We start from the raw sequence: 12,464 nt of genomic DNA, 5'->3' as shown, positions 1-12,464 counted from the left end.
GGGGATTTTTCAAGCCTTGGGCAGACGCTCCGCCGGGCGGCGTGTGCCAGCCACCAGCTTGTCCACCAGTTTGGCCGCTGCAGCCATACCGAAGCTGGCGGTGACCATCATCACCGCACCGAAGCCACCGGCGCAGTCAAGGCGCACGCCTTCTCCGACGAACCCCTTGGCCTGGCAGACCGTGCCGTCCGGCTTGGGATAGCGCAACTGCTCGGTGGAAAACACGCAGGGCACGCTGTAGGTGCGCCCCGGTGTACGAGAGAAGCCGTAATCGCGACGCAGCAGGCTGCGCACCTTGGCCGCCAGCGGGTCATTGAAGGTCTTGTTCAGATCGGTGACCTGAATCTGCGTCGGGTCGACCTGCCCGCCTGCCCCACCGGTAGTAACGATCTGAATCTTGCGTCGCTTGCACCAGGCGATCAGCGCCGCCTTGGCCGGCACGCTGTCGATGCAATCGATAACCCCGTCGAGCTGCTCGGTGATGTACTCGGCCATGGTTTCGCGGGTGACGAAATCTGCCACCGCATGCACCACGCAGGCCGGGTTGATGGCGCGGATGCGCGCGGCCATCTCATCGACCTTGGCCTTGCCTACCGCACCTTCGACGGCATGCACCTGGCGATTGGTGTTGGTGATGCAGACGTCGTCCAGGTCGAACAGGGAGATCTCGCCCACGCCCGAGCGCGCCAGCGCCTCGGCCGCCCAGGAGCCGACCCCGCCGATGCCGACTACCGCCACATGCGCGGCCGCCAGGCGTTGATAGCCTTCCTGGCCGTAGAGCCGGGCTATGCCGCCGAAGCGTTGATCGTCTGTACTCATCTCACCCCCTGAAGGGCGCCTCTAAAAACGTAAGCGAGGCAGCCAGTGCAATACCGATGGCGGCCCCGCAAAAACAGGCGAAAAACGCTCGGACTCGCACGCGAGCCTGTTTTTAACGCAGCGATGGCAACGCAGGTAGTTTTTAGAGGTGCCCTGAACGAAGCGGCGCATTATAGGGACATAGCCCTGCCCACCCAAGCCCGCCGCACACGTCAGCCGTCGGCCAGTGACCGACGAATACGCCGTACGGCGCGCCTTATCACCTGATCGGTAACGACTTTTGCTTTAAGATGGCCAGCCTTCACGCTAGCTGTCGTACCGGAGCCATCATGACCGCCCCCCTCACCCCGACCCTGGACCTCGCCTTCGACCTGATCCGCCGCCCGTCCGTGACCCCGGTCGACGAAGGCTGCCAGGAGCTGATGATGCGCCGCCTGGCCGCCTGCGGCTTCGAGGTCGAGCACATGCGTATCGAAGAGGTGGAGAATTTCTGGGCCAAGCGCGGTGGTGACGGCCCGGTACTGTGCTTCGCCGGCCACACCGATGTGGTGCCCACCGGCCCGCTGGACGCCTGGCAGTACCAGCCGTTCGATGTGCGCGTGGATGAAGACGGCATGCTCTGCGGCCGTGGCGCAGCGGACATGAAAGGCAGCCTGGCGAGCATGATCATCGCCGTGGAGCGTTTCGTCGCCGACTACCCGAAGCATAAGGGCGCCATCAGCTTTCTCATCACCAGCGATGAAGAAGGCCCGGCCCAGCACGGCACCAAAGCCGTGGTCGAGCGCCTGCGCGACCGCAGCGAGCGCCTGGACTGGTGCATCGTCGGCGAACCGTCGAGCACCACCCTGCTCGGTGATGTGGTGAAAAACGGTCGCCGCGGCTCGCTCGGCTGCACCCTGACCGTGTACGGCAAGCAGGGCCACGTCGCCTACCCGCACCTGGCGAAGAACCCGATTCACTTAGCCGCTCCGGCGCTGGCCGAACTGGCCGCCGAGCACTGGGATCACGGCAACGACTACTTCCCGCCGACCAGCTTCCAGGTGTCCAACCTCAATTCCGGCACCGGTGCGACCAACGTCATCCCCGGCGAGCTGAAAGCGGTGTTCAACTTCCGTTTCTCCACCGAATCCACCGTCGAAGGCCTGCAGCAGCGCGTCACCACCATCCTCGACAAGCACGGCCTGGACTACCACCTGGAGTGGGCGCTGTCCGGCCTGCCCTTCCTTACCCAGCCGGGCGATCTGCTGGACGCCGTGGCCGCCAGCATCAAGACCGTCACCGGCCGCGAGACCAAGCCATCCACCAGCGGCGGCACCTCTGACGGTCGCTTCATCGCCACCCTGGGCACCCAGGTAGTCGAACTTGGCCCGGTCAACGCCACCATCCACCAGATCAACGAGCGTGTACTGGCCAGCGATCTGGACCTGCTCACCGAGGTTTACTACCAGACCATGGTGAAGTTGCTGGCATGAGCCTGATCTGCCCCATCTGCCAGACATCGCTGGAGCCGAGTGACAGCGGTCTGATCTGCAGCAACCGGCACAGCTTCGACCGCGCGCGCCAGGGGTACTACAACCTGCTGCCGGTGCAACACAAGAACAGTCGTGACCCCGGCGACAACGCCGCCATGGTCGAGGCCCGCCGGCGTTTTCTCGACGCTGGCCACTACGCGCCGCTGGCTGCTCGTCTGGCCGCACTGGCTGCCGATTACAAGCCGGCACGCTGGTTGGACATAGGCTGTGGTGAGGGTTACTACACCGAACAGATCGCCCGTTGCCTGCCCGCCGCCGACGGTTATGCCCTGGACATCTCTCGTGAGGCGGTCAAACGCGCGTGCAAACGTGCTCCGCAGTTGAACTGGCTGGTGGCGAGCATGGCCCGCGTGCCCTTGGCCGATGCCAGTTGCAGCCTGCTCGCCAGCGTCTTCAGCCCACTCGACTGGAACGAGGCCAAACGCTTGCTCGCCCCCGGTGGCGGCCTGCTGCGTATGGGCCCGACCCGTGGCCACCTGATGGAGCTGCGGCAAAAGCTGTACGACGAAGTCCGTGACTACGACGACGAGAAGCACCTGGCGCTGATTCCGCCCGGCATGCACTTGGCCCACAGCGAGACCCTCGAATTCCCGCTGCATCTGGCCGACGCACAGGCTCGCGCCGACCTGCTGGCCATGACCCCGCACGGCTGGCGCGCCAGTGCCGAACACCGAGAGGCGGTGATCGCCGAGCCCTTCGATGTCACCGTTTCAATCCGCTACGATTGGATCACCAAAACCCAGAGCCCACGCTCTCAGGACTGAAAGCCATGCGCCAACCCGACATCGAGATCTACCTCAAAGACGCCGAACGCGACGCCGTGGCCCAGTGGCTGGGCGAAGCCCTCGGCCCATGCAGCGATTGGCAGCAAAAGGGCCAGACCTTCAAATGCAAGGCCGGTGACGTGCCGGTGACCTGGCTGCCGAAAGCCGTGGGCAAATGGCACAGCCTGTATCTGGAAAGCGACGCCACGCCCTGGGCCGACGACCTGGCCTGCGCCCGCGCCGCCCATGCCGCGCTCGGCGTGCAAGTGCGCTGCGCACCGGGCACCTGGGTAGAAGATGAAAGCGATGAGGAAGCTGATCGCTGGATCAAGATCGATGCCGATGGTGAAACCGAGATCGTCTGGCGTACTGATCAATAGCGGCCGCAAGGCGGCCATCTGATGACCCTCTCCCGCTTGCGGGAGAGGGTGCCCGAAGGGCGGGAGAGGGTAAGGGGTCTCGCGCTACGAGCTTTCTGATTCGACAGCTAATCTGGGCGGCACCACCTAATATAGCTTCGCCCCGGGGCGGGGCTCCAACGCAAGGCTGTGCGGGGTCATTATCGTCGCCGTAGCCCGGATGAAATCCGGGAGATCAGCGCATTTCCCGGATTCCATCCGGGTCACAGTGATCCAGGCCCTAGTGGCCCAAGATACGCCATAAACAACAAGGCCCGTCATCGACGGGCCTTGTTGTATGTCGAGCAGGAGCTCAGACCGCGGAGACGTCTTCCGCCTGCAGACCTTTCTGGCCCTGGGTCACACCGAACTCGACCTTCTGGCCTTCGACCAGAGTGCGGTGGCCGTCGCCACGAATAGCGCGGTAGTGAACGAATACGTCCGGGCCGCTTTCGCGCTGAATGAACCCGTAACCCTTGGAATCATTGAACCATTTGACGGTTCCCGTCTCACGATCTGCCATTACCAACTTCTCCAAACTCGCTATGTTTTTATTGTCCCGAAGGCGCTTTGACGGCTCGGTAAAAACGGTCTTCTCAGCGTTCGCCACCCCCGGCAATCGAGCATGGAGCAGGTCAAGCGATTCGCGTTCTTGCTGCAGCCGAAGGCCGAGTATAAAGCATGAATTGTGACTGAAAAGCACTTTTTCAAAACCGCCAAGAACCCAGAAGATATGCAGGTTACAGCTTGTTTTATAAGCTTTTAACTAACAGATCGCGCAACTTCTTGACCAGCCATTGCACCTGAATCAAGCGCCAGACGACCCGCTATCCGAGTACCAGCCAATGCTGCTCACCCTGCTCGCTCATCGAGCGTCTGTTCGCCCAAACCAATAGACTCAATGGCTGCACCAGCCCCAGCCTGAACCAGCAGCGCGAGCGCACAGCGTCGAGACCTCTTCGAGGATATGGTTGCCTGGATGAAATGGCGCACAGGTTGCTGGGGCAACATGAATCTCCAGCCTGGCTGCGTCCAACGTCTTCGCTTTGACGCTATGCTCTCCCCCGCTCATACCAACAAGGACGTAAACATCGATGGACTTCATTGCACGCAATTTCAGATGGCTGATGCTGCTATCCGGCGTTCTTACGGCGACCATGTTCTACGGCCTGTTCGCCCCGCAGGAGGCGCTGCAGTCGATGTTTGGCGCATCCTTCGACGGGCAGTTGCAATCCTTGGTCGTTCGCAGTTGGTCGGCGCTGATCGGGTTGATGGGCATGCTGCTGATCTATGGCGCGCTGAGCCCGAAGCATCGGGTTCCCTGTGCCGTCATTGCCGCGCTGAGCAAGGCCATCTTCGTGTCGCTGTTGCTGATCCATGGCCAGAACTACCTGAGCAAGGCCGCGCCCGCCGTCGCCCTGGATCTGCTGGTGATCGCCTTTACCCTGCTGTTTCTGCTGGCCGTGCAAAAGCGGCGCAGCGCTTGAGGCGGGCCCCATGGGAATGATCAGGCATATCCTCTGGCTGGACTGCATGGCCGCAGCAGTCTCGGGGGTTCTCGTGCTGTCGTTCGCCGCCTGGTTGAGCGAGTGGTATGCCCTGCCCCGCGAGCTGCTCAGCTTCATCGGCGCGGTCAATATCGCCTATGCCTGCTTTTCCTTTTCGCTGGCGATTCGTGTGCGGCGCTACGAAGCGCTGATCAAGCTGCTGGCAGTGGCCAACGGATTCTGGGCGTTGGTATGCCTTGGCATCGCTGCGACCTTTGCCCCGGTCATGACGCTACCGGGGTTTTGCCATGTGCTCGGCGAGGCTGCGTTCGTCGCAGGCTTGGGCATACTGGAGTGGAAATGGCGCAGGCAGCTGCTGGTGGCTGGCGAACAGGGCGTTTCGACTCAGCCTGTCGCGGACCAGTAGCCGTCCAAGGTACTCAGGCGAGGATCCGTAGATGGCTGCTCAAGCCATCATCAACCCTATCCGTCAGCGCTGTGAAAGCGATTCTTACCCGCGTGCTTGGCCGCATACATGGCCTGGTCCGCACGTTTGAGCAGGTCTTGGCCGCTTTCACCGTGCAGCGGAAACAGAGCGGCGCCGACACTAGCCGATATCCGCACCACGCTACCATCCAGGTCGAATGGACGCGCCAGAACATCCAGCACCTTGAGCGCCACGGCCTCACAATCCTGGCTGCTGTGCAAGCTGGCGAGGACGATGCCGAACTCATCACCGCCGAAGCGCGCCACCGTGTCCGTGCTGCGCACACATCCCTCGAGCCGCCTGGCGGCCATCTGCAGCAGGCCATCGCCGGCCGAATGACCTTGGCGGTCGTTGATTTCCTTGAATCCGTCCAGGTCGATATAGAGCACGGCGCATAGCTCCTGCTGGTCGCACGCAGACGCCAGCGCCTGGTCGAGCCGCTGGTGGAACCTGACGCGGTTGGCCAACCCGGTGAGGGCGTCATGCTCGGCGTCATGACAAAGGCGCGCCTCCAGGTGCTTGCGCTCGGTGATGTCCTGCGTGACCAGCACCAGGAACTCCGGGTGACCATAGCTGTTGCGTACGACGCTCGAGGCCTCGCAGACCCAGATCAGCGAGCCATCTTCGCGCCGATAGGTCTTCTCGATTTCCGGGGAAAGTGTGCGTGCCTCGCTGACCAGTTGTGCGCTCAGAAAGCTGCGCGCTGCGCTGGCCACTTCGGCGTCGCTCAGGCCGAAAATATTGACGCCTTGCAGCGCCTCGGCCGGGCGCCCCAGCATGCGCGCGAACGTGTCGTTGACCCGCAGTATCTGGCCATCAGGGCTGATGTGGGCGATACCCATGGCCGCCTGGTGGAAGGTGGCGCGAAACAGCGCTTCGCTGCCTTGCAGGGCATCAGTGGCCGCGCGCTGACGGACCAGCATCAGCGCCAGCAGGCCAACGAACAGCATGACCACCAAGGTGACGCCGACCGCGGCCATCAGGTAGGTGGAGCGCCGTTGCATGGTGGTGGCCATCTCCTCGTCGTAGGCGGTGGCCACGGTAATCATCAGTGGATAACCACTCATGGTGCGGTAGCTGACGATACGGGCGATGCCATCGAGCGCCTCGCCACTGTCGTAGAAATCGTCGGCATCGTGCAGCTTTTGCCGCTGGAACCAGGCCAACGACTCGGCACCCACACCAAATTCGCTGCGGGTGCCGACCTTGCGCGCACGCACCACGCCGTCGAGACCGGCGAGTTCCAATAGCCCCTGCGGTCCCAGATCGACCTGCTGGAAGAAACGCGTGACATCCTCTGGACGCACGGCCATCACCACGACGCCAGCGAAGCTACCGTCAGCGTGCTCGATACGCAGCGACATGGGTATCAACCAGCGCCCGGAAACCCGCCCGAGTACTGGCTGATTGATGAACAGGTGATCGATACGGGCATCGCGCTGCGCGGTGAAGAACTCGCGGTCGGCGTAGTTGACCGGGCCAGTGTCCTGGCTACTGCTGACGATATCGCCATGCTCGTCCACCACGCTGACGATGGTGAACATCTCCTCGCGGATCACGCCCTCCTCGACCCAGCGGCGCAGGTCGATGGCCTCACCCTGCCGGCGGTACTGCTCGCGCACGAAGGCCGCCACCTGCTCGGCCGCCTTCAGCGCGCGAAACACCTGCTGCTCGAACGCGATGGCCAGGCTGGAGTTGGCCTCCATTTCTGCGGCCAGCGCCTGCTCACGCTCGAAGGCGATACGTTGCAGGGTGATCAACCAGACAACGGCAACGAATACGCTCGCCAGAACGATCAGCAGGTTCAAGGGTGTTGCGATTCGAGGGCGTCGAGCGACGGCGTCATGCGCGTCAATCGACAGTCTAGGCGGGGTCATCGCCTTAGTTCTCCAAGCCATGCACGGGCGGGCTGTTTTCTAGTTGTCGAGGGCAAGGGTTTGCTGCCCTTTCGTTCAGCGTCGCGGGGGTGATCCATCGCCTTGCGTTGAATCATAGGCATTGTTGCGCCACTGTGCTGCCATCACGTTGTAATGGGTTTTGCCCGAAAATAGAGCTTGCGGCAAACTGACGACCGGCACTGCACCTCAGCCACATCACTTCGAGCCGAGCGCTATCCGCACTGCTCCTGCTCTATTTCTTCGACAACCGCCTGCCTTCGAGGCCCGCCTTGGAAACCACGGTCTTTCTCGCCGTCATCGCTGCCGCTGCCCTGCATGCCGGCTGGAACGCCCTGCTCAAGATTGGTCTGGATCGCTTTCTCACCGCCACGCTGATTCAGATAGGCGCTGGTCTGGTAGCGCTCTGCGCCTTACCACTGGTGGCGCTGCCACAAGCCTCGGCCTGGCCGTGGATCGCGCTGTCGGCGTTGCTGCATATCGGCTACAACTTCTTTCTCGCCCGCGCCTACCAGTACGGCGACCTGGGCCAGGTCTACCCCATTGCGCGGGGCAGCTCGCCGCTGATGGTCGCCCTGCTCTCACTGCTGCTGTTGCATGACGGGCTCGGTGCCTTGCAGTTGCTGGGTTTGCTGGTTCTGGTACTGGGCATCTGGCTGATGGCGCTGCGCGGCGGCCATCACCAGGCGCCACAGGGGGCGATGCTGGGCTGTGCGTTGATGACGGCGCTGTTCATCGCCGGCTACACCCTCAGCGATGCCGTGGGCGCACGCAGCAATGGCGATGCACTGAGCTATTCGCTGTGGCTGTTTACCGTCAACGGCGTGGTGATGGCGGCGGTATTGGCCATCAGCCGTGGGCCGCGCGCCTTCCTGCAGCTGGGCCCGCACTGGCGTGGCGGGCTGGCCGGCGGGGCGATGTCGATGGCGGCCTACACCATCGTCATCTGGGCCATGACCCAGGCGCCGGTGGCATTGGTTTCGGCCCTGCGCGAGACCAGCGTGGTGTTCGCCGTGCTGCTGGGAGTGGTGTTGCTCAAGGAAAGGTTGCGACCGATTCGTCTGGTGGCGTGCGCGGTGATCGCGGCTGGCGTGGTGGTGATGAAGCTGGCGTAGGGGTTCGGTCAAGGCCGCATCGGAGCAGGTGGTGGCTGAAGCGGATCGCCGCCCGGCCCGCCCTACAATGTCATAACGCTGTTCGTCCTCCCTGCTCAGGTCGCTGCAATCATCCTGAAAGCTGACTCGGTATTCCAATCGGGAACCCGGGACCAGCTTTACGGTTCTGTTGATCAACGGGTGCTGAGTCATTGACCGTTTTTTCGTCATACGCCGCCTGCATGCTGGTCGGGCTGACCGCCTGGACGCACGAGTTTTTTGCCCGCCAGACGCGGCTTGCGGCACACTAGCGCCCTTCCCGAGCCACCGCTCGTTTTGCCATACAAGCAGAGTCCGTATGACCCGTTCCCCCTTCCGCCGCCTCGTCTTCGGATCGTTGCGCCGCCTGCTGTACCTCTGGGTACGCTCGGAAACCATCAACCAGTCCGCCTTCACCCTCAAACTCGACCGCAGCAAGCCGGTGTTCTACGTGCTGCAGCAGCCGTCAGTGAGCGACCTGGCAGTGGTCGACCGCGAGTGCACCAAGGCTGGCCTGCCACGCCCGGTGTTGCCGGTAGCCGTCGGGGAACATATCGAACCCGCCGCTTTCTTCTACCTGACGCCGGAACCGGACTGGTTCGGCCGCCAGGACAAGCGCGGCATCTCGCCGACCCTCGATCGCGTGGTCAGTGCCCTCAGCCAGCACGCTGTGGATGACGCGCAGATCGTCCCGGTCAGCGTGTTCTGGGGCCAGTCGCCAGATCGCGAAACCAGCGCCTGGAAGCTGCTCTTCGCTGACAGCTGGGCCGTCACCGGGCGCCTGCGCCGGCTGGTCAGCATCCTGATTCTCGGGCGCAAGACCCGCGTGCAGTTCTCCACGCCGATTCACCTGCGCGAGCTGGTCGAGCAGGACAAGGGCAAGGAGCGCACCCTGCGCATGGTGCACCGCATCCTGCGCGTGCACTTCCGCAACCAGAAGGCGGCGGTGATCGGCCCAGACGTGTCGCACCGGCGCAACCTGGTCAAAGGCCTGGTGCACGACCCGATGGTGCGCCAAGCGATTGCCGAGGAAGCCGAGCGCGAGAAGATCAGCCTGGAGAAGGCCGAAGCCCAGGCGCTGCGCTACGGCAACGAGATCGCCTCGGACTACACCTACACGGTGATCCGCTTCCTCGAACTGGTGCTGAGCTGGTTCTGGAACAAGATCTACGACGGTATCAAGGTGCACAACGTCGAAGGCGTGCGCGACATCGCCCAGGGCCACGAGGTGATCTACGTGCCCTGTCACCGCAGCCATATCGACTACCTGCTGCTGTCCTACCTGCTGTTCCGCAATGGCCTGACGCCGCCGCACATCGCCGCCGGCATCAACCTCAACATGCCAGTGATTGGCGGCCTGCTGCGCCGTGGCGGCGCCTTCTTCATGCGCCGCACCTTCAAGGGCAACCCGCTGTATACGGCGGTGTTCAACGAATACCTGCACACCCTGTTCAGCAAGGGCTTTCCGGTCGAGTACTTCGTCGAGGGCGGCCGTTCGCGTACCGGGCGCATGCTGCGGCCGAAGACCGGCATGCTGGCCATCACCCTGCGCAGCTTCCTGCGCAGCAACCGCCTGCCCATCGTCTTCGTGCCGGTGTACATCGGTTACGAGCGCGTGCTGGAAGGCCGCACCTACCTGGGCGAACTGCGTGGCGCGAGCAAGAAGAAGGAGTCGATCTTCGACCTGTTCAAGGTGCTCGGCGCGCTCAAGCAGCGCTTCGGCCAGGTCTCGGTGAACTTTGGCGAGCCGATCAAGCTGGCCGAATTCCTCGACCAGCAGCAGCCCGGCTGGCGTGAGCAGGAACTGGGCCCGCAGTACCGCCCGGCCTGGCTCAACGACACGACCAATCGCCTGGGTGAGCGCGTGGCGCGCCACCTCAACGAGGCGGCGTCGATCAACCCGGTCAACCTGGTGGCCCTGGCGCTGTTGTCCACCAGCAAGCTGGCCCTGGACGACCGCGCCCTGGCGCGCGTACTCGACCTGTATCTGGCGCTGCTGCGCGCGGTGCCCTACTCGCCGCACACCACCCTGCCGGAAGGCGACGGCGCGGCGCTGATCGAGCACGTCAAGGGCATGGACCTGCTGGCCGAACAGAAGGATGCACTGGGCAAGATTCTCTATCTGGACGAGCAGAATGCCGTCCTGATGACCTACTACCGCAACAACGTGCTGCACATCTTCGCCCTGCCGGCGCTGCTGGCGAGCTTCTTCCAGAGCAGCGCACGAATCAGCCGCGAGCAGATCCTGCGCTACGCCGGCGCGCTGTATCCGTATCTGCAATCGGAGCTGTTCATCCGCTGGGAGCAGAGCGAGCTGGAAGGCGTGATCGACCAGTGGCTGACGGCGTTCGTCGAACAGGGCCTGCTCAAGGTCGAGGGCGACGTGTACGTGCGCCCGGCGCCCAGCTCACGCCAGTTCGTGCTGCTGACGCTGCTGTCGCGCTCGGTGGCGCAGACCCTGCAGCGCTTCTACATGGCCATCGCCCTGCTGCTCAACGCCGGGCAGAACGCGATCAGCGCCGAGGAGCTGGAAGACCTGTGTACGGTCATGGCCCAGCGCCTGTCGATCCTACATGGCCTGAACGCGCCGGAGTTCTTCGACAAGAGCCTGTTCCGTCACTTCATCCAGAGCCTGCTGGATCAGGGCGTGCTGCGCCAGGACGAAGCCGGCAAGCTCAGCCATCACCCGCTGCTCAGCGAGCTGGCCGAAGGCGCCGCCAAGCGCGTGCTGCCAGCGGAGATTCGCCTGTCTATTCGTCAGGTAGCGCTGGATCGCAACGAGGATGAGCCGGCCGCGCCGTGATGTGTGTAGGGTGCGCTGTGCGCACCTTCGAATCACCGTAGCCACCGGTCCGCACAGCGCACCCTACCGCCCCGCTACTGCCTCGGATGGATGTCACGTGTTACATCCACCGTGGCAGAGGCTCAGAACAAACAGACGAACCTGTCACGGGTTTGGCAGTCAGTGATAGACCACATACCGGCAGGAGGCCCTGGCCATGATCGACTCCCTGATGTTGAGCGCTGCACGCATCACCACCCTGGCCGCTGGGCAGATACTGACCAACGCCAGTGGTTTCTTCTTCCGCCGGGAGCAACGGCTGTTTCTCGTCACCAGCCGCCATGTCGTCCTCGACGAACCCAGCGGCCATCAGCCGGACAGCCTGCAGATCGAGCTGCATACCGACGCGAACAACCTGGCCAGCACCGTCAGCTTCTCCATCCCGCTGTATGACGGCGACCAGCACCTGTGGCGTCAGGGTATGGATGGCGCGGGCGAGATCGATGTGGCGGTGATCGAGCTGGATCAGGCCGCTCTTCCCAACGGCGGCGCCTACCAGGCCTTCACCCCGCAGCACCTGCTACAAGCCGACGAACATGTAGAAATTGGCTCGACGCTGCTGGTGGTGGGCTTCCCGCTGGGATTTCAGGACACCCTGCACCGTATGCCGGTGGCGCGTCACGCCGGGTTAGCCTCCTCTTTCGGCCTGCGCTTTCAGGGGTTGGGTTACTTTCTCACCGACGGCCGCACCCACCGCGGCATCAGCGGCGCGCCCGTAGTCAAGCGCGCCAGTGTCGATGGCGACCTGCCCTGGCATTTGCTCGGCATCCATTCCACGCGGCTGTTGGGTAATCGAGACGAGGACCAGGACGAGGCCCTGGGTCTGAACTGCACCTGGTATGCCGATATTCTGATGACGCTGACGGAGTGATCAGCCTGCCCATCGCCCGGACGTAAACCGAGCAATCACCCTCTACCCAGTCGCGGSTAAAGCCCCTCCCACAGTAACGGTGAGATCTGTGGGAGGGGCTTTAGCCGCGATAGCTTTTCTGACGCTAGAACGGCCTCGGACTTCACTTGGGCTGTGAAGCATGGATAGAACATCGCGGCTGAAGCCGCTCCTACGGTACGGGTGAATACCTTTAGAAGCGGCTTCAGCCGCGAAAG

The 12,464-nt window shown here is 63.3% G+C and carries 11 protein-coding genes; 8 read left to right on the top strand and 3 right to left on the bottom strand.

Going from position 1 to position 12,464, the window contains the following annotated elements; translation table 11 throughout:
- Positions 1–9: 9 nt before the first annotated feature.
- Positions 10–819, bottom strand: coding sequence for a tRNA cyclic N6-threonylcarbamoyladenosine(37) synthase TcdA (gene tcdA / locus RTH74_RS19860; protein ID WP_316915796.1), 810 nt, complete (start codon positions 817–819; stop codon positions 10–12).
- Positions 820–1,148: 329 nt separating this feature from the next.
- On the opposite strand from tcdA, the gene dapE reads away from it, so the two are divergent.
- Genes dapE through RTH74_RS19845 form a run of 3 tightly spaced genes read left to right on the top strand, consistent with a single transcriptional unit; the run spans position 1,149 to position 3,495 of the window.
- A complete protein-coding gene (dapE, locus tag RTH74_RS19855; protein ID WP_316915795.1) occupies positions 1,149–2,291 on the top strand; it encodes a succinyl-diaminopimelate desuccinylase in 1,143 nt (380 codons plus the stop codon).
- Positions 2,288–3,115 carry a putative RNA methyltransferase gene (locus RTH74_RS19850; protein WP_316915794.1) on the top strand — a complete coding sequence of 276 codons (828 nt, stop codon included), beginning with the start codon at positions 2,288–2,290 and terminating at the stop codon, positions 3,113–3,115. The genes dapE and RTH74_RS19850 overlap by 4 nt, the downstream gene beginning before the upstream one ends.
- A 5-nt stretch (positions 3,116–3,120) precedes the next feature.
- On the top strand, positions 3,121–3,495 hold the full coding sequence (locus tag RTH74_RS19845; RefSeq protein ID WP_316915793.1) for a hypothetical protein: 375 nt from the start codon (positions 3,121–3,123) through the stop codon (positions 3,493–3,495).
- 331 nt (positions 3,496–3,826) lie between these two features.
- Here the strand turns inward: RTH74_RS19845 and RTH74_RS19840 are convergent, their stop codons facing one another.
- The gene (locus RTH74_RS19840; RefSeq protein WP_004423973.1) at positions 3,827–4,036 is read right to left on the bottom strand and encodes a cold-shock protein; all 210 of its coding nucleotides are present in this window, start codon (positions 4,034–4,036) and stop codon (positions 3,827–3,829) included.
- A 571-nt stretch (positions 4,037–4,607) separates the two neighbouring features.
- On the opposite strand from RTH74_RS19840, the gene RTH74_RS19835 reads away from it, so the two are divergent.
- The gene (locus tag RTH74_RS19835) at positions 4,608–5,000 is read left to right on the top strand and encodes a hypothetical protein (protein ID WP_099523515.1); all 393 of its coding nucleotides are present in this window, start codon (positions 4,608–4,610) and stop codon (positions 4,998–5,000) included.
- 10 nt (positions 5,001–5,010) lie between these two features.
- Positions 5,011–5,427, top strand: coding sequence for a hypothetical protein (locus tag RTH74_RS19830; RefSeq protein ID WP_316915792.1), 417 nt, complete (start codon positions 5,011–5,013; stop codon positions 5,425–5,427).
- Positions 5,428–5,483: 56 nt separating this feature from the next.
- Here the strand turns inward: RTH74_RS19830 and RTH74_RS19825 are convergent, their stop codons facing one another.
- Entirely contained in the window at positions 5,484–7,295 is a 1,812-nt protein-coding gene (locus tag RTH74_RS19825; protein WP_316915791.1) for a diguanylate cyclase domain-containing protein, read from the bottom strand.
- Positions 7,296–7,654: 359 nt separating this feature from the next.
- Between RTH74_RS19825 and RTH74_RS19820 the strand changes: the two genes are divergently transcribed.
- From RTH74_RS19820 to RTH74_RS19810, 3 genes are all read left to right on the top strand, one after another.
- Complete coding sequence (locus RTH74_RS19820) at positions 7,655–8,497, top strand: EamA family transporter (RefSeq protein WP_099523521.1); 843 nt, start codon at positions 7,655–7,657, stop codon at positions 8,495–8,497.
- Between the two features lie 337 nt (positions 8,498–8,834).
- Positions 8,835–11,318 carry a glycerol-3-phosphate 1-O-acyltransferase PlsB gene (gene plsB, locus RTH74_RS19815; protein WP_316915790.1) on the top strand — a complete coding sequence of 828 codons (2,484 nt, stop codon included), beginning with the start codon at positions 8,835–8,837 and terminating at the stop codon, positions 11,316–11,318.
- 196 nt (positions 11,319–11,514) lie between these two features.
- On the top strand, positions 11,515–12,228 hold the full coding sequence (locus RTH74_RS19810; protein WP_099523526.1) for a S1 family peptidase: 714 nt from the start codon (positions 11,515–11,517) through the stop codon (positions 12,226–12,228).
- The last annotated feature ends 236 nt before the right edge of the window (positions 12,229–12,464 follow it).

The sequence above is a fragment of the Pseudomonas sp. zfem001 genome, assembly GCF_032621725.1.
Taxonomy (GTDB): Bacteria; Pseudomonadota; Gammaproteobacteria; order Pseudomonadales; family Pseudomonadaceae; genus Aquipseudomonas; species Aquipseudomonas sediminis.
Note: the sequence above shows the minus strand (reverse complement) of the source record. Positions and strands in the feature narration are given on the sequence as shown.